This window comes from Virgibacillus kimchii (genome assembly GCF_055379185.1).
Genome location: NZ_AP043951.1, coordinates 2,404,749 through 2,426,667 on the forward strand (window position 1 = coordinate 2,404,749; position 21,919 = coordinate 2,426,667).

The window sequence follows — 21,919 nt, forward strand, 5'->3', positions numbered from 1 at the left end:
CGAAATCCATGCATAATCAAGCGAACTACCCCCCCAACCGAGCGATCAAAAAAAAGCCCTCCATCCACAAAGGATGGGGGGCTTCCGAATCTATGCCTCTTTATCTTTCCTTCGAACAATTTTCGCTGTCAGGTCATCAAATAAACTGTATACTACCGGGATTAACAGCAAGGTGAATATACTTGCTATGCCGAGTCCGAAAATGATTGTTACAGCCAGGGGCTGCTGCATTTCGGCTCCCTCTCCCAGTGCAAGTCCGAGCGGGACCATGGCCAGGATTGTCGTTAATGTGGTCATCAGGATGGGACGAAGCCTGCTTGCTCCTGCTTCAATAATAGCTTCGTAGCGGGCTTTTCCATTCCGCCTTAAAATATTGATATAATCCACAAGCACGATCGAATTATTTACCACAATCCCTGCGAGCATAATCACGCCGATAAAGCCTGGGATGCTCAGCGGAATATCTACAATGAATAGTCCAAGGAGCACACCGATTATCGTGGCCGGCAAAGAAAACATAATGATAAATGGAAATAGGAAATTCTCAAATTGTATGGCCATGACGGCGTAAACTAGAAATATCGAGAATACCAGGGCAATTGCCAGGTCTGTAAATGATTCATTCATATCCTGGGCCTGCCCGCCCATTTCAAAGCTGTACCCTTCCGGCAGGTTAATATTTTCCAGCACGGTTTCCACGTCTCTGACGATGCTTCCAAGGTCTCTGTCCACAATGTCACTGGTTATATTCATTTGCGGCTGCTGGTTCTGCCTGGATAGAGCTACAGGTCCAAGGGCTTCTTCAAAATCTGCTATCTCATGCAGCGGAACAGATGCACCGGTTGGCGTTTGAACCTTCATATCATGCAAGTCATTTATGGTGCTTCGTTCCTCCACAGGAAACATTAATGATACATCCAATTCCTGTCCTTCTTCCCGGTATTGGGTGGCTACCTGATGTGTGAATTGCATCTGTACTTGATTCAACACAAGATCCTGGCTCAATCCATACATCGCAGCTACTTCTTGGTCAACCTGGATGTTCATTTGCGGAACTGCCTCTCCAGCCGAGGATTCCGGATTAAAAATACCTTCGACTTCGGAGATCTCCTCGATCACCTGCTCGGAAAGCTCATTTACAACCTCATGCTCGGGTCCGCTCAGCTGAATCTGGATCGGGTCTCCCATTCCCATGCCGCCATCAAGGGTGTTTACGGTAATTTCCGCACCGGCGATGGTCCGGAAATCTTCATCCATTTCCTGCACAATGTCGGTTGTTGACCGTTCCCGGTCACCGGCCGGAATTAACTGCATCGTATAAATCGCCTGATTTCCTCCGCCACCAAAACCGGATGAACCAAGGGTTACATAACTTGTTTCAATATAGGATTCATAGTCTGTCAGTCTTTCATTGACCTGTTCTACAATTCCCTCTGTAACATCAAGGGTACTGCCGACTTCTGTTTCCACCCGGATTTCCACCTGTCCCTGATCTGCAGCCGGAATAAATTCGGTGCCGATTTGCGGAATAAGTGCCAGGCTTGCCACGATAGCGAGAAACGTTCCGGCGATGGTTGTTTTCCGGTATTTCAGCACGCCCCTCAGTACACCCTTGTATTTATTCGTCAGCCAACCAAGGAAGCGATCAAACCAATAACGCCTCCCTGAAGCTCCACCTATTTTTCGAAGCAGTTTGGATGACAGCATCGGCACGAGTGTAATAGCTACCACCAATGAGGCAATAAGCGAGAAAGCAACCGCCATTGCCAATGGAGTAAAGAGATCTGCAGAAATGCCGCCGACAAATACAATTGGCAAGAATACGACAAGTGTAGTCGTCGTAGATGCAACAATGGCCGGAGTGAGCTCGGTTGCTCCTTTAATGGCTGCATCCTTTAAATTATAACCGCGCTGCCGGTACGTAAATATATGTTCAAGAATAACGATGGAACTGTCGACTACCATCCCAATACCCAGCGCAAGACCACCAAGAGTCAGTACATTCAGTGTTTCTCCTGTAAAATAAAGCAAAGCGAAGGCGGATATAATGGCAATCGGGATGGATAATCCGATCACAAAGGTCGCACGGACGCTTTTTAAAAACAGCAGCAGTACAAAAAATGAAATGGCTCCACCAATAATAATATTTTGTATGACTGAATCAATGGACAACTGAATAAATTCAGATGTATCGATGAGCACATTCAGATTGACATCTTGAGGCAAACTCGCCTGAACTTCACTCATTCTGTCCTGAATGGTGGACGCCACTTCCACCGTATTGGCATCTGTCTGTTTTAATATCGATAACACCACAGCGGGCTCCCCGTTGACCAGGGAAATATCGGCGGCGTCCTTATAACTGTCCTTCACTTCGGCTATGTCCTCTATGTGTACCGTAGCACCGGCTTCGGTTTGAACAACGGTTTCTTTAATATCGTCCAGGGATTGAAACTCGCCTGTAACACGGAGTTCCAGATCCTGGTTCCCTCTGTCCACCGTACCGGCGGAACCGGATTGGTTCGAGCTGTTCAATGCCTCCATTATATTTTGCGTGGTTACGCCGTATTGTTCCAGACTGGACTGGTCGAGAACAATTTGGACTTCCCTTTCCCGTCCCCCTTCAATGGTGACGGAACCGACTCCTTCCTGGCGTTCAAAAAACGGCACAATCTGATCATCGGCCACTTCGGTTAAGTTTTCCGCACTATCTCCTGTCAAACCGACCCAGATGACCGGAAGCTGCTCCGGATTAAAACGCATAATATTCGGATCACCGGCCTGATCCGGCAGCATACCGGATACCTGGTCCACACTTTCCCTGACATTCAGTAATGCCTGATCGAGATCAGTATCGGTATCAAACATCATAATTACTAAAGAAGAGCCCGACTGCGATTGCGATTGCACGGTATCAATGCCTTCTACTGTACTGACCGCAGATTCGATCGGCCTGCTGATTAAATTTTCCACGTCCTGGGGCGCTGCATCCTGATAGGATGTTGCCACAACTGCTATTGGCAGATCTATATCAGGAAAAAGATCAACATTCAGGTTGCGAAAAGAGATAACGCCAAGCGCGATAACAGCGAGCACAATCATGATAACGCCAACAGGACGTTTTACGGATGTTTTTACTAGCTTCAACGTTTATTCCCCTTTCGTTACATTCACCTGGGCGCCATCTGTGAGTGTCAGTTGACCACTTATCACAACTTGATCTCCAGCTTCAATGTCACCTTCAAGTGCTGTTTCTTCCGACTGTGTTTCCTGTACGGTTATCTCTCTGCGGATGGCTTCATCATCCGTTACGATATAAACGTAAGTGCCCCCCGCTTCTTCCACCAATGCTTCTGTCGGGACGATAATCGTATCTGTAGCCACCGTTTCCTCCACGGCTATTTTTGCAATCATGCCAGGCAAAAAATCATCCTCTTCATTTTCCACTTCCACTTCGACAGGATATAAACCAGTGTCATCGGGCATGCTTCCGACTGAAGTAATTTCCCCTTCTATGTCGTTTCCATCAATCGTCACGGTAACTGTCTCATCTTTTTCAAATAAAGCGCGCACTTGTGCCGTTACGCCTGCTGTTATGTTTAACACTTCCAGGTCGGCAATGACAGCGAGCGGTTCTTCATTTGACACCATATCCCCTTCCGAATATTCCAGGTTGGTGATTTGCCCTTCCCGGTCTGCTCTGATATTTTGTGTACCTGCCGGTGTGTCCAGGGTGGCAATCAGGTCATCCTCTTCTACCGTATCTCCATTTTCCACTTCCAGCGTATCAATTTCCCCGGGAGTTTCTGCCATGACCGGGGTGGTCCGGTTTGGTTCCGTCCTTCCGTAGACCGTATTAACTGCAATCAAGTCCCCTTCTTCCGCTTCGACCACTTCCACAGGGACAACGCGTTCTTCTTCTGTTTCCATTTCTTCATCTTCTTCGTTACAGGCAGCAAGAAAAATAACCATTAACAATGCCGCCAAACTAAATATCACTTTTTTCATTTTGCTGTCGTTCTCCTCTCGACTATGTATATCATCAGCCTATTGTATATACGAAGTGTATTATGACGATGTTTCATTTTTTCCTTCCCATGATGGACTCAGTTCCACATTCCACGTTTCAGCTAGCTGGCTGCATTCTTCCTTCACTTCTTCAATCGGTGCAAAATGTGCCAGAAGCCCTTGAATAATCACGGGATTATGTGTTTTCTTCCTTGTTTCTTCTTCCAATACTGCAATAACTTCCTGCAATTGCTTTCTTTTTTTATCGCTGATCATCAGCTGATTTAGTTTATACTGTAATTTGGCAATGGGGTTTTCTACTTCCCGAATTAAGCCCCCGGCCAGCGGCTGTTCCGCTTTATGATTCATTCCATCAACAACATCATCCAGACGGGAAATAATAAATGTCCCTGCCCTTGTTTTATCCACTTTCAAATCATTGAATACCATCCATTTAAAATATGCATTAAGCAGCCCGTCAAACTGGATGACCGTATCGAGCAGCAGTTTCCTTTGCGATTCACCATAAATGGAAAGGATCATCTCTTTCATCCAGTTAAAATTATATTCTTTAATCTCGTGAATCAGTCGATTAATATCTTCTCCAATGGTAATATTTTCTCTAATATGCATGCGGAAAAAATCTTTATAATTATACATAAGTTCCATGAGTATCGTTATTTGCTTTGCTAATATTTCTCGGGGAGGAAGTTTTTCATTTTTCACCCGCTCCAGTTTTTCCGTCACTATATTATAAAAATACCGATATGCCTTGGCGATAAACTCCTCTTTCGACTGAAAGTAAAGATAAAAGCTCCCTTTGGATACACCCGCTTCCGTGGCAATTTCCTGAATGGAAGTATGGTAATATCCTTTGTCGGCAAACAACTTTATTCCAGCCTGGATCAGCCGCATTTGTTTATCATTCATCGTACCACCTGTTTTTCTGCAATTTAATTGCTTGAATACCGGTTCACCACTGTACCCCATGTTAACTGAAAACTAAAGTGACTTACCGGTCAGTCATTTCAATGTGATATACTTTCCACTTTTCCATATTACACGTAACAAGCAGCCTATACAACCATTTTGTTGTGACGAATCCTTGATCATAACAGACCATCCGGGAAGTTCGGTCTGCCGAAGAGGAGCCGACGTTTATAATGAACGATAACCTGACTTGTGCGCTTATATTGCATATCAAATGCGTTCTTGGAAATATTTACATAAATACCTGTCCCGTCATTAAAACAGATGTATGTTTTATCATCCCGCTGTTCATAAAATTGAATATGGTGATAAGCCAGCCACACGCAATCTTTCTTTCTCGTTGAAGCAGTCGGAATCATAAAGTATCCTTTCTCTGGGCAGATGGGGATGGGCAATTTACTTGATGAGTGAAGAATATCCTTTACTTCCTTTTTTCTGAGCTGTAATGCGGAACTATAGACCAGGCAATTTTGTTCTATAATCTTCTCCGGATGATGTATAACGAGACGCTCCCGATCTCCCTCCAGTATCCGTGAATGATAATAAGCAGAGTCTTTATATATAATGGCTTTGGTGTGATATGTAATGACGTATACAGCATGAGACCCTCTCTCCATGTACCTTTTTCCTCCTTTTATGAATATGCTGTCATAGGAATATATTACTATAAAAAAACTAAAATGGAAACAATATTTTAAAATGTAAAAATATTATAGGTTGGAAAGAGAGGTTTGGCAATTTGCGGCTACTGGAAAATCCATGTTCCCGGCTTTGTCTCTTTGAGAGCCGGATTGTCAGAGAAAGGTTTACCGTTTTCTTCTTATTGCTTTACAGATCGAATCAGTTACCGGGAAACACGGCGGAGCGTTGATGTAAATGATTACTTATTCTGGTATTTTTTATACTCTATTACTTCTACACTAAAACCATGTGTACACGAAATTTTAGGACTATCACAGGAAGGAGAGACTCTTACTTTTACTAAATCCTCTGCAAAGTATCCTGGTTTATTTTTTTCTTCAGGCACCTGAACTTTTACGGAAATATCATAAGAATGGTTATTGTTATAAACAATATTAACAATCCGTTGTAACCGCCAACCAAAAGCAGCAACATCATTACCTGGATACTCCTGCATCACTCTTTTATCAATTGATGAAAATATTATATCCTTAATAATGTCCTCTGGTGTGACATACCAGTCTTCAGCAAACGGTTTAACCTTCTCTCGTTCTTCTATATTAGCTGAGTTACTTATAGAAGGTAATATAAATAATAGTGCAGATAATAAAACAAGTAATTTCTTCACGTAATCGCTCCTTAAATAGTTTACTGTTAGATTTTGTAACTTTAGTGAACATTATCCACTAAATTTGCATAACAGTGCCCAATATGAAGAGCAATTCATGGAAAATCTAATGTTGATCATAATCCCCAATTTAAAGTAAGATCGTTTATGAGGTTTACGACAGTGTTAAGTAAAAGCACCCTTTACTTTAAGTACAATAATTCTAATCCTGCTTATTACTTGATAACTCTTCTACCTTCTTTTCTAATTCTTCCATCCTGGATTCTTGACTTATAAAAACTGTAATAAACACAGCTAACAGAAATGCAACAAAAATAACGAAAGCCCAAAGATTCTCTACAATAAGTGCTAGAAAGAAAAATGAAAAGATATAAGTAATAACAATACAAGACAAAAATATGCCAATAAAATTTTTCATCTTTTAAACTCCTCATTCATTATAAAAATTATTATTATGAACCCTGCCCTATACTTCAATAAAATGGGTGCAATCTCCTTCTTGAAGAATCGCACCCTTTACTTCAGATAGAATTTTTCACAATAGATGAACTCATTAGCTTCTTCACGCTTGATTTCGCTCTATTAATTTAGCCTTTACGTTTAGATAAATGCCGTATGCTCCTGCGAAAATTAAAATTATTTGCCAGTAACCAAAATTTAGGTTAAGCCAATATGGGAATAGCGTTAAAAAAATAATTAAAATAAGTATTATTGCAATAATATTTCGATAATATTTATTCATTATTAGCCTCCTTACACTAAAGCACCCGTTAGCAGAACAAAAACAGGATTACAATGTTATTATTTAATATTTTACTTAGAATGATGACGTTCGAAGTAATATTTCTCATAATCTTCGTTATTACGGTTTGATAACAGAATTCCCGTCTCTTGATTTAAATCTGATTTTGTTATATATCCATCTTCAAAATACGTAACGATTACACGATGATTATTTAATCTATAATCAATTGTTACATTGTAGATTTCATTTCCACCTTTATCTTCACTTAAAGATTTACTAACTTCTGTAATTAAACTTCCTTGTGGTACAAAACTCTTAAAATCCTCTGCCCCCAGTATTTTTGAATATTCGTTTTCCTTTTCAGGTTCTAATTTATTAGCTGTTTCAAATACAGTTTCCAAATAATCAATCTCTTTTCCAATACTTACAATTTCTTTTTCATCTTCCTTTACTTCAAGCACTTCATTATCATTTTCTACGCATGCACTTAGAAAAGTAAATACTAAAATAAATAATAATAATATGTTTTTTTTCATGTAAACCCCCTAAACAACATTATTATTAATTCACAAATCTGCTATTTTAGTTGAATAAACACGTTCTGTTTCTCTATGGGTATTTTAACATACATTCCCACCATACCTTCCCCAAAATTGAACAACTTCTCTATATCAATTAAGAATGGAGTATGAAACGCTATGCGATTTATACTCCATTTTAGTGTGTTATTTCTCTCTCTTCTGTTACCGATTCCGTTAGTAACAAAGGGGACTGCTGTTACAACATGGGCGGTGGTCCGATTTTTTAATAAATAGTTAATCGATATCACCCCAATAAAAAAAGCAGAACATGCCTATGTACAGGTAGTGTTCTGCTTTTTTATTATTTTATTGAACGCCTGTTCCACCAGTACCATCCTGGTTTTCGAATTCTTCTTCCAGGTCGTTATCCTGGGGGTCATCCGACATTTCCCCGCCGTCTTCATTATCCTCATCCGGGTTTAATGGTGCGCCGTCATCGTCTTCAATTAAAGGTGCTTCGTCATCCACCGGGTCCATATCATCACCTGTACCACAAGCTGCAACAATCGACAATGCTATAAAAGGGATCCCCAGTTTCATTAAAAGTTTTTTACTCATGATTTTCCTCCTTTATAAAGTTCGCTGTCGCCATTAGCTTAACCATTTATAAAGAAGTGATACTTTATTTTTGCTATTTTCTTGAAAGCCTGTCGATCCCCGAAGAAAATTCCAACCCGGCCGAAAAAGGAAAGTAGATGCGTTTATTAACCCGCATTTCGCTACGGGAGAACCACCCATTATTTTAAATTTCCGTTTCGCTGCAACAGAAGAATCAAACCGGTGTTTTATTTTATGGCAAAGGTGATTTCTGCTTCACAGGCCGTTTTGCCGTCGATGGTTGCAATTCCCTTTCCTTTTCCGATGGGGCCTTTAATGCGAGTGATTTCGACTTCGAGTTTCAACTGGTCCCCCGGCTTTACCTGTTGTTTGAACTTGCATTTATCGAGTCCCGCCAAGAAGCCGATTTTTCCTTTATTCGCTTCCATTCCCAGTACCCCAATGGCGCCGACCTGTGCGAGTGCCTCGACAATCAATACGCCAGGCATCACAGGATAATCGGGAAAATGTCCCTGAAAAAAGGGCTCATTGGCTGTGACATTTTTAATTCCAACGACACGCTTCCCTTCTTCCATTTCCGTTACCCTGTCCACTAAAAGAAAAGGATAACGATGGGGAATCGTTTCTTTGATCTGTTGAATTTCCATTTTCATCTCTCCTTGTTCAATTTAATTTTTGCTGATGTATCATTGAATTGCTATGTCCGGAGGAAGTCCTTCCCTGTTCATTATAGCAAAGATATGTTTTATTTATTGCAAGTAAAGGAATATAAATGACACAACGTGCAAGCGTTTTTGAAATAAATAAGCGAAAAAGAATCTTAGGGAGGGATAAATATGCTTTGGACCATATTTATTATTCTGCTCGTATTATGGTTATTAGGGTTTGGTTTTGAAATTGCAGGCAATCTGATTCACATTTTACTTGTGATTGCATTGGTCGTTTTAATTGTCAGGTTAATAACCGGAAGAAGCGTATGACCAACCTGACAATCCGGATACAAATTTAGGATAAACAGTAAAGGCCTTCCATCTGTGGGGAAGGCCTTTTCAGGCTCAAAAGGCTAGAAGCTTCAAGGGCAGGGCCTGAATATCGGCCCACCGGAACAAAGCTTATCCCGCCCTGCCGGAAAAGCTGATCATCGGATAAAAAGAAGTAAATAGGCAAGGAAGCATTTAGGGTGCTTGCTCATAGCTCAAGTGGGAACGCTCATAAGGCCGGGGATTCGCTCATAACTTGGGGTTTCCGCTCATATGTCCGGCTATTCGCTCATAACTCAAGATTTTCGCTCATATGTCCGGAAATTCGCTCATAACTCAAGATTTTCGCTCATATGTCCGGAAATTCGCTCATAACTCAAGATTTACGCTCATATGTCTGGAAATTCGCTCATAACCCAAGATTTTCGCTCATATGTCCGGATATTCGCCCATAACCCAAGATTTTCGCTCATATGTCCGGATATTCGCCCATAACTCGAGATTTCCGCTCATATAACCGGAGATTCGCTCATAACTCTAGGTTTTCGCTCATATAACCGGAGATTCGCTCATAACTCTAGGTTTTCGCTCATATAACCGGAGATTCGCTCATAACCCAAGATTTTCGCTCATATGTCTGGAAATTCGCCCATAACTCTAGGTTTCCGCTCATAAATCCGGAAATTCGCTCATAACTCAAGATTTCCGCTCATAAATCCGGAAATTCGCCCATAACTCAAGATTTTCGCTCATATGTCCGGAAATTCGCTCATAACCCAAGATTTACGCTCATATGTCCGGAGATTCGCTCATAACTCAAGATTTTCGCTCATAAAACCAGAAATTCGCCCATAACTCAAGATTTTCGCTCATATAACCGGGGATTCGCCCATAACTCAAGATTTCCGCTCATAAGTCCGGCTATTCGCTCATCACTGTAGAGAGTCCACCCATTACTTGGGGAAAGTGCTCTTAACAATAGCCTGGTCAGATTTTCTGCCAATGCCCGCTTCAAAAGTAAGCTGCTCTTCTCACAGGCTGCTGTTGGAACTCGCATGCGAACACAATAAAGGCCCAGCAATTTTCCCACAAAAATATACTCATGGAGCTGGCATTGTTCACTTTCCATAAGGTATATACCGGATTAGTTCCAGACGCCTTTTTACTACATGCTTACCGTTACTCCGTACTTACAACGATGTCAATGATGTGCTGCCAGGTTTCCACTTTGAGGACATCGGTTGGTGTTCCGTCTCCGAGCACACCAAACCCAATCATTAATCCGGATACAAGTGCACCGGCTGCCAGCAGGAGAACGACAATAATGCGCAGCCATAGTGGAAAGATGCGTCTTCTCGGTTTTCTTTCCTTCCGTTTTTCCTTCCGCTGTTTTCGCGATTGGCTTTTGTCGCTGTTTTCTTCTTTTGCCATGCTTTCCTGCCGCTTTTGTTTCTTTTCTTTTTTTCTTGCTTCCTTGTATGCCTGTCTGGATTGTCTTTCCTCTGCTGCTTTTCCTGTTTGTTTCGTTGACATGTTTGTTTCCCCTTAACTTCTTGATTAGAAATTCTGGTTTACTATATTGGTTGCATTGTTGGTGTAAAACGTATGTAAAACTTTCTGCAAATCACTTACTGTCATCATACAGCCGTGTTCACCTGACAACCCGTGATACCGCACTCTGTTCAACCTGGAAAATGCAATTATCGAAGCTGGTTAATAAGCCCCTTCATTTCATCTCCCATGGAAATGGTTCTAGCGTTAAACTGATAGGCCCGCTGCGTTTGCAATAGATCTGTCATTTGTTTGGCAACATCGACGTTGGCCTGTTCCAAGGCACCGCTTCTCAGTAGCTCCTGATTGCCTGCCTGCGCCTGCATTATTTCATCTTCTGCAAAACCAAGTGCTGCCACATCAGGCAAGCGGAAATTATTTTCCCCGGCTGCTTCCAGAAGCCTTGGACGAACTGCTTCCGTTATTGCAATATTACCCGCATTTTCCGTGGCATTCCCGCGTACTACAGTAATTTGTCCATCCGGTTGAATGGTAATGGAATCAAAACCATCCGCCATAATAATCGGACCGCCGTCCGCTCCCATCACCGGGTCTCCATTGCCAGTGGTGAGCATCACATCCTGATTATTGTTCACCGGACTTAAATAGAAAGCCCCATCCCGGGTATAGCGTGTTTCCGTTTCCCCGTTCTCTGTAACCTCAATTTGGAAAAAATGATTTGGCTGCATCAATGTAGTATCAAGTTCACGGCCTGTTTCATTGATTGATCCCAAAGCCATGTTTATATTGGTGGAGCCCAGTCTCGCACCTGAGCCCACCCGGATCCCGTCCGGAGTTAATCGCCCTTCCGCATTTTGCGGGTTGGTTACATTATTAATCTGCTGCGTTAAAAGGGAGGAAAAATCCGCTTCCCGTGATTTATATCCGGTTGTTTGGCTGTTCGCCAGGTTATTCCCGATTAAGTCCAGCTTATTTTGGAGCTGGTTCATCGTCACTGCTGCCTGAATCATGGATCTGGACATCTGTTATTCCTCCCTTTATCCGAGTCTGCCGATTTCCGATACTGCTTTTCCTAAACTTTCATCATACGCCCGCAGTACACGCTGATTCGTTTCAAACATGCGGTAGGATTCCATCATTTGGGTCATGGATTGCATTGCATCCACGTTGGACTGTTCCAAAAAGCCCTGCTGTACCGAATAAGCTGTTCCTGCAGGCACGGCGCCGGCATCCCCGCTGAAGAGATCATCGCCTTCTTTTACGAGCTCCTGAGTATTTTCCGTATAGGCAATTCCCAATGCAATATCCTGGTCTTCCTGCTGCAGCACGCCGTCACGGCTTACCTGAAATTCCATTCCATTAGTCTGGATCGCATTGCCTGCCTCATCCAGTACATAGTTCCCTTGATTGGTCACTAAAAAACCTGCACCATCTACAGTGAAGTTACCATTTCGCGTATAACGGACATCTCCTGCTTCATTTTGCACCGTGAAAAATAATCCGCCCGTCTCATCCGGCAATACTCCATCCACAATAGCCATGTCTGTTGTGATGCCGGTTTCCTTCATATCCCCCTGTATAAAATTCGTAACCGTTTCCTGTACGTAAACCCCAGTATTTAAAGCACCTACAGGATTTTGTTGAGGCATGTTCAGCCCGCGGCTTACCGGCAATTGCTGATGTCCGATTTCATGCAAAAGCATTTCCGGAAAAGCCCGTAATGCAGCCTGATCAGCTTTATATCCGGGTGTATTGGCATTTGCGATATTATTGGACAATGCTTCCTGGTGCCGCTGCTGTGCAATCATTCCGCTCGCTGCCGTATAAAATCCTCGTAACAAAGGGAGCCCCCCTTTCTTTTCATATTTTTATAGATTATGTATGAAGAGGCGTATGTGCAAAGCATTGCACTATTTCGCCCCCCCTATTCCACCGGAAATCAAGCCTTTCCGGCATTGATCAAACTCGATGTTTACACTACTTTTTTTCGTTCAATTTTATCAATGTTTTCCAGCATAATTCCCGTACCTGTTGCCACACAGTTCATTGGTTCTTCGGCAATAAATACAGGAACTTTCAGCTCTTCCGCCAATAATTGGTCCATCCCGTGAATCAATGCTCCTCCGCCTGTTAAAATAACCCCACGGTCTATGATGTCAGCAGACAGCTCTGGTGGTGTGCGCTCCAGGACCGATTTGGCAGCCTGTACAATTAAATTGGCAGATTCGCGTAATGCCTCTTCTATTTCTTCTGAATAAACGGTGATGGTCCGCGGCAGGCCTGTTACCATGTCACGGCCGCGAATCTCCATCTCTTCTTTCCGCGCCCCTTTGAATACGGTGGCAATATTAATTTTAATATCTTCCGACGTTCGTTCTCCGATAAGCAGTTTGTACTTCTTCTTTATGTATTGAAGAATTTCCACATCAAATTTATCACCGGCCATTTTAATGGATTCGGAAGTTACAATGTCACCCATGGAAAGAACAGCCACATCTGTGGTACCCCCTCCAATGTCCACGACCATATTCCCGCTCGGCTGGAAGATTTCCATGCCGGATCCGATTGCCGCCACCTTGGGTTCCTCTTCCAAATACACTTTCTTACCGCCTGATTTTTCAGCTGCTTCTTTTATTGCTTTCTGTTCCACCTTGGTAATATTCGTCGGGCAGCAAATGAGCATTTTTGGTTTCGACAAAAATCCCTTTACATTTATTTTATTTATAAAATGTTTTAACATCGCTTCTGTTACATCAAAGTCTGCAATAACTCCATCCTTGAGCGGACGAATTGCTTCAATGTTTCCTGGTGTACGTCCAACCATACGGCGCGCTGCTTCTCCCACTTCCAGTACTTTTCCCGTATTTCGATCCATGGCAACGACCGCTGGTTCATTTAAAACGATTCCTTTTCCTTTTACATGAATCAACACATTGGCAGTTCCAAGGTCGATTCCAATATCCCTAGAAAACATGAGTATGGATCCTCCTAGCTAATTTACTGTCTCACATTCTTGACATAATGCTACTGATATTATATTTTACCACAAAATCCTCTAATTAACTGCACTTTCTCCAAAATTCTGCAGAAATTTTACCTTTGACAGGGCTGGGCAGTAACATTACTTGCCAAGGTCTTTATAACAGGTGGGACAGTCAATTCAGGAGGTGTCCTTTCAGAAACCCAAAAGCCCAAACCTATTTGGCTTGGGCTTTTGGAAGCTATTCATTCTATTTCCTCTGAAACGATATGTTCTGCATGAGCGCTCTAGGCACCACCTCCTATACGTTCGGCTAGCCCTTTGCTGCTGTTACCCTACTGGTTTTGCTTCATTTTCCCTCGATGCATTTTCTTCCAATTCAGTTGACCGGTATTTCTTTCTCGTTGCTTCTCCTCCGCGCAAATGCCGGATGGATTTGTGATATTCCAGTACTTCTTTAACCCGGTTTGCCAGCTCCGGATTTACTTCAGGTAAACGTTCCGTTAAATCTTTGTGGACAGTGCTTTTGGAAACACCAAATTCTTTTGCTATCACTCGGACGGTTTTTTTTGTCTCAACGACATAATTTCCTATCCTGATAGTCCTTTCTTTGATGTAATCGTGCACACCGTTCGCCTCCCTATGTTGGATATTTCCGAGGTGCGGTTGAGACAAGGTGTATTTTTTAGTCGTTGCTTTTATGCTGCTCCAGTGAATTTACATATATATGGAGTTAATATGTATGTGCAAAAATAGGTTTTTATGCATTTGACATTGCTGTTAAATCAAAGGAATTTTCTGTAATCTATTTTTGCAAATATACATTCCATCAAAGGGTGATTGAATATGTCACACAAGCTCTCACCTCAGACAATTTGAATGCTTGGTTTGTAACATTTTATTACTCAACACCCGGGTTTATGATTAAAATTGCATCTTTAAGCAAAAAGGACAAGGAGTATCTTGAAAGTGGAAGTGGTATTCAATTGGTAAGGCGCTGCCATTTTAACGTGTCTTTTGGCGGAAATCCGTTAAACGGCAAGGGGGCTGCTGCTTTTTTTGCGGATATATCTTTAACAGAAAGACCTGCCGTAAAGAGGATGGCGTGTGTAAGAAAATCAACCTGTAATGAGAGCAAAATAAAAAGGCATCCACTTACCCATGCCATTGAATAGAATTTCTCCTATTTTTATGAAAAAGGTTCAATTTTTCCATCTTGTAACAGACTCATTCTCCTGTTATCCCTTATTTGAAAGCTTTATATCTGTTTTGATTAATCCAGCTCTCCCAGCCATGGATCACTATTCGTTCCCATTTCCGGATTGAATCCATCCAATTCTCCAAGCCATGGGTCACTATTCGTACCGGCTTCCGGATTGTATTCATCCAGTTCTCCAAGCCACGGGTCACTACTATTCGTCCCAGCTTCCGGATTGTATCCATCCAGTTCTCCAAGCCACGGGTCACTATTCGTCCCCACTCCAGTCCCGGTTTCATCCAATTCACCCAGCCATGGATCTGCACTGACCATCCCGGGGGCTGAAGAAATTCCCAGTACAACGAAGCCAACCAACATTAAGGACTGCATTTTTTTCATATTATTCCTCCTACGTAAATTAAATACTTTTAAGGAAAAATTGAACCTTAGTCAACAAGCGTTTGTGATTGGACATAGGATGAAGTTATATGACGCGGCATCCCGTGAAATCCACGGGATGATTGGTAATAGGGATTTTCGCTACATATTTCGTAAAATATTAAGCGGCAATCTGCTGAAGAAGTAGTCACTTCTTTTTTCTATGAAGTAGCTGTAAGACTGGAGAAGAAGATCTTTATCCCGCTTGGCCTTTCCCAGATAATACAGGACGAAAGGGCTGTCGAGTGAAAGTTCACTCAGGATTTCAATGGCTTTTTCATTATTTCCTCTGGCAATTTCGAGATGGGCCTGTTCACTTTGATCCTTGGCGGTAATTCCATCCGGTTTATTAAAATGCGCGGACAGAAATGGAATGGTATTACCTTCAATGAGCCGGACAGCATTGTGCAGATTATGTTTTTTGGCTATTTGCAGTGCCTGCTGGATGTGATGCATAGCCTGAAAATACGTATCAAAGGTATAGGACAGCCCTAACCTTACATGCGTACTTGCCTTGGTTCTCGGACTGAAGGAATGGTTCAATACGCGATATCCATATTTTCTTGCCATAATAATTTCATTTCGCATTAAATAGTAGGTCATTAATATTTGATTCAGCCGTATTTTAAAGTAGGACAACAATAATTTGTCCCTTACTGCACCGAATAGCTCATGCTGAATATCCAAAAAGTTGCCTATTTTGCTGAATTGATTCAGGTCATAATAAATCGTGACTCTCGTAAATTCAACGATACATTTCAATTCAGCCTCACTGGTGCGAACCTGTCTAATCTGCTTAAGGGATTCATTCGGTGTACATGAGCCAAATCTTCGGTCTATGTTAATCTGATACACTTTTGCCCATAACTGATTCGATGCATGATCAGATTCTTTATTTTTATTGACCAGCTGCTGCAGTTCCTTGTAATATCCGTGCATATACAAGAATTCCATGCTTTTTTTCTGTATATCCAATGATCCGGATTGCATGCAATATTTTTTTACCATTTCCGTTACCGTCTCATTATCATGTTCCTGCAGAAGGATTTCCATGAGTTCTTCCAACGTTAACTCATCCTTGTTCGCCAGGATTGTTGTCGGCAAGTGCATAAAGGCGGACTCCTTTCATAAAATATACATGTACACAAGCAGTGAGATTCTTAGGTGTTTGGTTTATTGGCAAACTTTAATTCGTCATGATTCAGCATTTATTTTTTCTTATTGACTATTTTATCACAATTTTACCTAATTTCTAGGAAAATCGTTCGACAAATTACGCGCCTGTCTATGTTTGGCGTTTGAAGAATAAGTTACGGTGGAGAAAAGCAGCAAAAGAAGGTCACCATCTGCTGCATTGGTCACATTTATTACTGAAAATGAAGAAAACAGTTCATGAAAATGGCCCCCATCAAATATTTGATGAGGGCACTCTTTTGTGCTAATCATTTATTCATTTTCTGTGTCCGTTTCTTCCTCAGATGGGTCTGTGATTTCATCTTCTACGGGATCTTGAATCGGATCCGTCACTTCATCCTCAGGTTCACCATCTTCATCTTCACTGGGCGAAGTCCCGGTCTGCTCATCTTCTGTTGCATCGTCTTCCGGCATGCCGGAATTTTCCGCTTCTCCCGTGGATTCCGTTTCTTCAGTTGCTTCTTCTGTCAAGCTGCTCAGGCTGCTGACAGGCTGTCCGAAGAATTCTTCCGGGTTCACTTCCTCGCCATCTTTTCTCAACTCAAAATACACATGGGTTCCATCGTCCTTGCCAAATAGATTGTTCCCGGCTGAAGCAATCTGTTCACCTTGGTTTACAGTGTCACCTGCTGATACTTGCACATCTTCCAATGCAGCATAATAGGTCATTACTTCGTCCTCATGCGACATGATGACCACATTTCCCAAGAGCGGGTCTTCCTTGACTTCTGTGACTGTTCCGCTCAATGCTGCAATAACATCGAATGTTTCACCTTCTGGGGTAGCAATTCCCACACCTGTACTTTGATAGTAGCGGTTGTTATAAAGAACCAGTGCGCTTTCCTGATCCTCCTGATCTGCGTTGTAATCATAGAATTTAGTTACGATTTCTGCTTGCTCTTGATCTGACACAGGCATTTGAATAATCTCCTGCTGGTCAACTACAGGCTGAGCTTCTTCTTCATTTGGTGTCGGAGTAAAATCATCCGTTTCCACTTCCTGCCCATCCTGCTCCACCTCAGGAATCTGATTATCCAGGTTTTGATACCAGATTACTGTCGTTAACAGAACAGCTGCAATGGTTAAATAAAGTGCCGGGAAAAACCATTTCTTCCGGAAAATGCGTCTCCACTTATTTTTTGAAGCGCCATTGTTTTCCTCTTTCATATGTTATCACCTCAACAACCATTCTGATCAGAAAAAGGAAAATCTATACATCAATGCATAAAAATTTCTTGAATTTATGTATTTTTTGGGCGAATCAGGGTAAATTAACCAGTTATTCGTTGTGGGGGGATGATCGGTTGACTGGAATGTGCTCATTATCTGGAGGGTGAGGGCTCTTATGACTGGGATAGGGCTCATAATACTGGGAGACACTTATATTTCCGGGAAAGCGCTCATAAAATTTAGGATCCGCTCATACTTCCGGGAATGCGCTCATAAAACTCAGGATCCGCTCATACTTCCGAAAAAGCGCTCATAAACCCGGGAATTCGCTCATACTTCCGGGAATGCGCTCATAAAAATCGGGATCCGCTCATACTTCCGAAAAAGCGCTCATAAAACTCAGGATTCGCTCATACTTCCGGGAATGCGCTATTAAAAATCGGGATCCGCTCATATTTCCGAAAAAGCGCTCATAAACCCGGGAATTCGCTCATACTTCCGAAAAAGCGCTCATAAACTCGGTAATACGCTCATACTTCCGGGAATGCGCTCATAAAACTCAGGATCCGCTCATACTTCCGAAAAAGCGCCCATAAACACGGGAACCCGCTCATATTTCCGAAAAAGCGCTCATAAACCCGGGAATTCGCTCATATTTCCGAAAAGCGCTCATAAACCCGGGAATTCGCTCATACTTTCGAAAAAGCGCTCATAAAACTCAGGATCCGCTCATACTTCCGGGAAGGCGCTCATAAAACTGGGAATTCGCTCATAACACAGTAAAATTCTCAAACACCTTAAAAATCACTCATAATTCAGAAGAATATGCCCATACACCAGCATTAGTTTTTCTAACCGCTTTCACCATCTTCTGCTGACCCTTTGCGATATCGACGCACCAACGTCCCCAGATCCCTTTGCAAAACAAGAAAAAACCCCCGTTATTTACTAACGAGGGCCGGAACAGCATCGCTCAGTGAGCTTATTTCAACATCCTGATAATAATAATACACGATATCCTCGTAGCTGCTCCCTTCTTCCGCCATGCCATTTGCACCGTACTGACTCATACCGATGCCATGGCCGTAGCCTTTGGTCGTGAAAATTAAATGATTGTCTCTTTGTTTAATAGAAAAGTCACTCGATTGCAGTTCCAGTTTCTCTCTTACCTCTCTGCCGGATATTTCGTTCCCATGTAACACCAATTGGTCCACCCGTTCACTGTCTGTACGGGATACTTCAATATGAAATGATTCGTTATATGGAAGGTCAATTCCCAATGCTTCCTCGATCTGTTCAACGGAAAATGTTTTTTGATCCATGAATTTTGGTGAATCCTCATCCCAATGGCTTTCCACACTTCGTAAATAAGGCAATTCATTCTCCCAGTAATCCTCGGAGTTTTCCGTGTAGCCATTGCTTGTTGAGAAAAACGCAGGAGTAATCGGTGCATCTTGATATGTCAGAATTTCGCCCCGGGTTTCATTTACTGCTTCTTTAATTTTATTGATTTTCCACTCATAGTCGCTTCCCCACTGTGTCTGAAGTTCATAATCATCTTTATACACCTGATGCGTGACGGTATCGGTTACATCATACTCTTCCGTTTCATCGTTGTACATTTTATGATTTATAATATAGGTTCTTGCTGCCAGCGCCTGTGCTTTTAACGCTTCTTTTTCGAACTCTGCCGGCATTTCCGAAGCTACTACCCGTACAACATATTCTTCCAGATCCACATTCTCCACTTCATTATATGCTTGACGCATGACGGAAACGGAAACAGGGGATGAAGCCAGTTCCACGGCCGGTTCGGCTTTCGTTTCCACGGAAGCCGCTTCATGCTGCTCTTCTGAACTAAAAGGGATTACAATTAAGGTCGGGATCACCAGAATAATTACCATGAGCGTGGTTACCAAAAAGATGGACGGAATTTTCCAATTCATATTTCGTTTACTTAACATATTCCGTTTGTTGAATCTCCTGATGGGCTTCTTTTTTGTGATCGATGCCATTTTTTCAGCAGGAGTTACCTTTTTTGTCGCAGCCTGCTGTTTTGCTTTAATCTTTTTTAATACATCGGTTTTCTTTTTCTTTGCTGGATTGTATGAAAATCTTTGTTTACTCATCTTGGCCCCCTTTTCGGATAATAATCTAGCATTCCTACTATTAACTATATACATACAAAGATAGTAATAGAACAAGAAATTGCAACAGCGGGAAGGTTCTCCTGTTGCAGTGTAATAGGAGAACCTTCCCGCTGTTTCGTCTTCAGACAAGTACTTCCGGGTTTGGCTGTGTTTTTGCTTTTTCCTGGTCTTCCAGGGTGTCGTCATATAGATGGCAGGCTACGTAGTGATCCTGTTCCACTTCCTGCCATACCGGTTTTTTGATGGAACATACTTCCATTGCAAACGGGCAGCGGGTCCGGAAGACACATCCGCTTGGCGGGTTAATCGGGCTTGGCAAGTCGCCTTCCAAAATAATTCGTTCCCTGCTTTCTTCTATATCCGGGTCTGGGATCGGAATGGCAGACAGCAGTGCCTGCGTATACGGATGGAGCGGGTTATCATACAACTGGCCGCTCGTCGTCAATTCCACCAGGTTGCCCAAATACATGACACCAATCCGGTCGGAAATCTGTTTGACCATGGACAAATCATGGGCAATAAACAGGAAAGTCAATCCTTTCTCCTGCTGCAGATCCTTCAGCAAATTAACCACCTGTGCCTGCACGGAAACATCCAACGCTGAAATCGGTTCGTCGGCGATAATGAAATCCGGATCCAATGCCAATGCCCGGGCAATACCGATGCGCTGACGCTGGCCCCCGCTGAACTCATGAGGATAACGGTTGGCGTGGTCCCTGTTCAGACCGACCTCTTCCAATAATTGATAGACTCTGTCCAATTGGTCTGTTTTGTTTTTATATAATCCATGAACTTCCATCGGCTCAGAAATGACTTCCTTGACAGTCGACCGCGGGTTCAATGAGGCATAAGGGTCCTGAAAAATCATTTGCATGCTGCGGTAGTAATCAAATCGTTCTTTTTCATTCAGTGCGTGAATATCTTTGCCATCATAGAGCACGGAACCGTCTGTTTTGTCATAAAGGCCGAGAATAGTACGGCCGATCGTTGACTTCCCGCATCCCGACTCTCCAACCAGGCCAAATGTTTCCCCCTTATTTACATGAAAGGTGACATCATGGACAGCCTGAAGAATCTGACCTTTCCCCATTACAAAATGTTTTTTTAAATTCCTGACCTGCAATATTTTCTCCTGCATGATTATTCTCCCCTTTATTGCTCCCAGTATCTTCTGGCTGCACAGAGTTCTTTTTCGTATATGGTATCTTTCAGTTCGATGATTTCAATGCCTTTTCCGGTTTGGGGGGAATGAAGCATTTTCCCGTCTCCATAATAAATACCTACATGATGCAGCCTGCCTTTCCCTTCTTCATAGGCAAAGAAAAGCAAATCCCCCTGCTCTAATTCGTCAAAGGCCACTTTTTTTCCTGCTTCTGCCTGATCTCCTGCATCTCTGGCAATCTTGTATCCATTTGCTTTATGCATGGCATAGGAAAGTCCCGAACAGTCATAGCCGAATGAACTCATGCCGCCCCAAAAATAATCAAGGGAAAGAAAGGGCTCACCTGCTTTTACAATATCTGCTCCATCGCCTTTTCTTAAACCTTCTTCAGAGTGGAAAACTTCCACCGTGTCCTTTGGCAAATAATGATTACCGAGCGGAGTCACTACTTCTACCCGGTCATGGCTGATATTTGCTACCGGCAATAATGTCATATAGCTGAGTTTCATAACAGATTCTTTTTCTTCATTTTCCAGCCATGCTTTATCCGTAATTACTGCTGCTGTTTGTTCTTTCTTCCAGGCTGATTTTTTTACTTGCTTCAGCTGGTTTAATGGCACCCAGCCGGGATAGCCACGCTCATCTTTTTTGGAAGGCTGGGAAGGAATAACGACATGTGCCCAGTCGCCCTTTGTTTCCGTTACAAGCACCGCTTCGCCGAATAACAGCTGGGACTGGACGCGGTTCTCTGTGCATAACGCCAAATTCATTTCATAGGATAATCCGTCAATCCACGCTTCTATATTGGTCGGGTTTGTTGTACCCGAGCGGTCAATCTCCCTTGCCGATTCCGGTTCCGTCCAGACAGTGGCAACCTGGACAGCGGTAACCCACATGTCTTCCGGGAATTGGTTAAACGTTTGTTTAGTCATTTCAGAAGCTCC

General features: G+C 42.6%; 23 protein-coding genes. 1 reads left to right on the plus strand and 22 read right to left on the minus strand.

The window, feature by feature from the left end; genetic code table 11:
* Nucleotides 1-90: 90 nt before the first annotated feature.
* From ACZ42C_RS11620 to fabZ, 10 genes are all read right to left on the minus strand, one after another.
* Nucleotides 91-3,147 carry an efflux RND transporter permease subunit gene (locus ACZ42C_RS11620; protein WP_461180148.1) on the minus strand — a complete coding sequence of 1,019 codons (3,057 nt, stop codon included), beginning with the start codon at nucleotides 3,145-3,147 and terminating at the stop codon, nucleotides 91-93.
* Nucleotides 3,148-3,150: 3 nt separating this feature from the next.
* Nucleotides 3,151-4,008 carry an efflux RND transporter periplasmic adaptor subunit gene (locus tag ACZ42C_RS11625; RefSeq protein ID WP_461180147.1) on the minus strand — a complete coding sequence of 286 codons (858 nt, stop codon included), beginning with the start codon at nucleotides 4,006-4,008 and terminating at the stop codon, nucleotides 3,151-3,153.
* A gap of 60 nt (nucleotides 4,009-4,068) precedes the next feature.
* Nucleotides 4,069-4,938 carry a TetR/AcrR family transcriptional regulator gene (locus ACZ42C_RS11630; protein WP_461180146.1) on the minus strand — a complete coding sequence of 290 codons (870 nt, stop codon included), beginning with the start codon at nucleotides 4,936-4,938 and terminating at the stop codon, nucleotides 4,069-4,071.
* Between the two features lie 179 nt (nucleotides 4,939-5,117).
* Entirely contained in the window at nucleotides 5,118-5,615 is a 498-nt protein-coding gene (locus tag ACZ42C_RS11635) for a competence protein ComK (protein ID WP_461180145.1), read from the minus strand.
* A gap of 263 nt (nucleotides 5,616-5,878) precedes the next feature.
* On the minus strand, nucleotides 5,879-6,307 hold the full coding sequence (locus ACZ42C_RS11640; RefSeq protein WP_461180144.1) for a hypothetical protein: 429 nt from the start codon (nucleotides 6,305-6,307) through the stop codon (nucleotides 5,879-5,881).
* Between the two features lie 202 nt (nucleotides 6,308-6,509).
* Nucleotides 6,510-6,725 carry a hypothetical protein gene (locus ACZ42C_RS11645; protein ID WP_461180143.1) on the minus strand — a complete coding sequence of 72 codons (216 nt, stop codon included), beginning with the start codon at nucleotides 6,723-6,725 and terminating at the stop codon, nucleotides 6,510-6,512.
* Between the two features lie 144 nt (nucleotides 6,726-6,869).
* The gene (locus ACZ42C_RS11650) at nucleotides 6,870-7,049 is read right to left on the minus strand and encodes a hypothetical protein (RefSeq protein WP_461180142.1); all 180 of its coding nucleotides are present in this window, start codon (nucleotides 7,047-7,049) and stop codon (nucleotides 6,870-6,872) included.
* Nucleotides 7,050-7,120: 71 nt separating this feature from the next.
* Complete coding sequence (locus tag ACZ42C_RS11655) at nucleotides 7,121-7,588, minus strand: hypothetical protein (RefSeq protein ID WP_461180141.1); 468 nt, start codon at nucleotides 7,586-7,588, stop codon at nucleotides 7,121-7,123.
* A gap of 351 nt (nucleotides 7,589-7,939) precedes the next feature.
* Nucleotides 7,940-8,191, minus strand: a complete 252-nt coding sequence (locus ACZ42C_RS11660) for a hypothetical protein (RefSeq protein ID WP_461180140.1) — start codon at nucleotides 8,189-8,191, stop codon at nucleotides 7,940-7,942.
* Between the two features lie 227 nt (nucleotides 8,192-8,418).
* Complete coding sequence (gene fabZ / locus ACZ42C_RS11665; RefSeq protein ID WP_461180139.1) at nucleotides 8,419-8,838, minus strand: 3-hydroxyacyl-ACP dehydratase FabZ; 420 nt, start codon at nucleotides 8,836-8,838, stop codon at nucleotides 8,419-8,421.
* A 189-nt stretch (nucleotides 8,839-9,027) separates the two neighbouring features.
* Between fabZ and ACZ42C_RS11670 the strand changes: the two genes are divergently transcribed.
* Nucleotides 9,028-9,171: a lmo0937 family membrane protein gene (locus ACZ42C_RS11670; protein WP_461180138.1), complete on the plus strand. Its 144-nt coding sequence runs from the start codon at nucleotides 9,028-9,030 to the stop codon at nucleotides 9,169-9,171.
* A gap of 1,179 nt (nucleotides 9,172-10,350) precedes the next feature.
* On the opposite strand, the gene ACZ42C_RS11675 is transcribed toward ACZ42C_RS11670, so the two are convergent.
* From ACZ42C_RS11675 to ACZ42C_RS11730, 12 genes are all read right to left on the minus strand, one after another.
* A complete protein-coding gene (locus ACZ42C_RS11675; RefSeq protein WP_461180137.1) occupies nucleotides 10,351-10,704 on the minus strand; it encodes a DNA-directed RNA polymerase subunit beta in 354 nt (117 codons plus the stop codon).
* A gap of 167 nt (nucleotides 10,705-10,871) precedes the next feature.
* A complete protein-coding gene (locus ACZ42C_RS11680; protein ID WP_461180136.1) occupies nucleotides 10,872-11,705 on the minus strand; it encodes a flagellar hook-basal body protein in 834 nt (277 codons plus the stop codon).
* A gap of 15 nt (nucleotides 11,706-11,720) precedes the next feature.
* Entirely contained in the window at nucleotides 11,721-12,524 is an 804-nt protein-coding gene (locus ACZ42C_RS11685) for a flagellar hook-basal body protein (protein WP_461180135.1), read from the minus strand.
* Between the two features lie 131 nt (nucleotides 12,525-12,655).
* On the minus strand, nucleotides 12,656-13,657 hold the full coding sequence (gene mreB, locus ACZ42C_RS11690) for a rod shape-determining protein (protein ID WP_461180134.1): 1,002 nt from the start codon (nucleotides 13,655-13,657) through the stop codon (nucleotides 12,656-12,658).
* Nucleotides 13,658-13,993: 336 nt separating this feature from the next.
* Nucleotides 13,994-14,290, minus strand: a complete 297-nt coding sequence (spoIIID, locus tag ACZ42C_RS11695) for a sporulation transcriptional regulator SpoIIID (RefSeq protein WP_461180133.1) — start codon at nucleotides 14,288-14,290, stop codon at nucleotides 13,994-13,996.
* Nucleotides 14,291-14,645: 355 nt separating this feature from the next.
* Nucleotides 14,646-14,831 (minus strand): hypothetical protein, encoded by a 186-nt coding sequence (locus tag ACZ42C_RS11700; protein ID WP_461180132.1) that lies wholly within the window; start codon nucleotides 14,829-14,831, stop codon nucleotides 14,646-14,648.
* Nucleotides 14,832-14,936: 105 nt separating this feature from the next.
* Nucleotides 14,937-15,260 carry a hypothetical protein gene (locus ACZ42C_RS11705; RefSeq protein ID WP_461180131.1) on the minus strand — a complete coding sequence of 108 codons (324 nt, stop codon included), beginning with the start codon at nucleotides 15,258-15,260 and terminating at the stop codon, nucleotides 14,937-14,939.
* Between the two features lie 141 nt (nucleotides 15,261-15,401).
* A complete protein-coding gene (locus ACZ42C_RS11710; protein ID WP_461180130.1) occupies nucleotides 15,402-16,409 on the minus strand; it encodes an AimR family lysis-lysogeny pheromone receptor in 1,008 nt (335 codons plus the stop codon).
* A 336-nt stretch (nucleotides 16,410-16,745) separates the two neighbouring features.
* Complete coding sequence (locus ACZ42C_RS11715; protein ID WP_461180129.1) at nucleotides 16,746-17,660, minus strand: peptidoglycan DD-metalloendopeptidase family protein; 915 nt, start codon at nucleotides 17,658-17,660, stop codon at nucleotides 16,746-16,748.
* Between the two features lie 944 nt (nucleotides 17,661-18,604).
* Nucleotides 18,605-19,792 (minus strand): stage II sporulation protein D, encoded by a 1,188-nt coding sequence (gene spoIID / locus ACZ42C_RS11720; RefSeq protein WP_461180128.1) that lies wholly within the window; start codon nucleotides 19,790-19,792, stop codon nucleotides 18,605-18,607.
* 142 nt (nucleotides 19,793-19,934) lie between these two features.
* Nucleotides 19,935-20,951 (minus strand): ABC transporter ATP-binding protein, encoded by a 1,017-nt coding sequence (locus ACZ42C_RS11725; RefSeq protein WP_461180127.1) that lies wholly within the window; start codon nucleotides 20,949-20,951, stop codon nucleotides 19,935-19,937.
* Between the two features lie 14 nt (nucleotides 20,952-20,965).
* Nucleotides 20,966-21,907, minus strand: coding sequence for a C40 family peptidase (locus tag ACZ42C_RS11730; RefSeq protein WP_461180126.1), 942 nt, complete (start codon nucleotides 21,905-21,907; stop codon nucleotides 20,966-20,968).
* Between the last annotated feature and the right edge of the window lie 12 nt (nucleotides 21,908-21,919).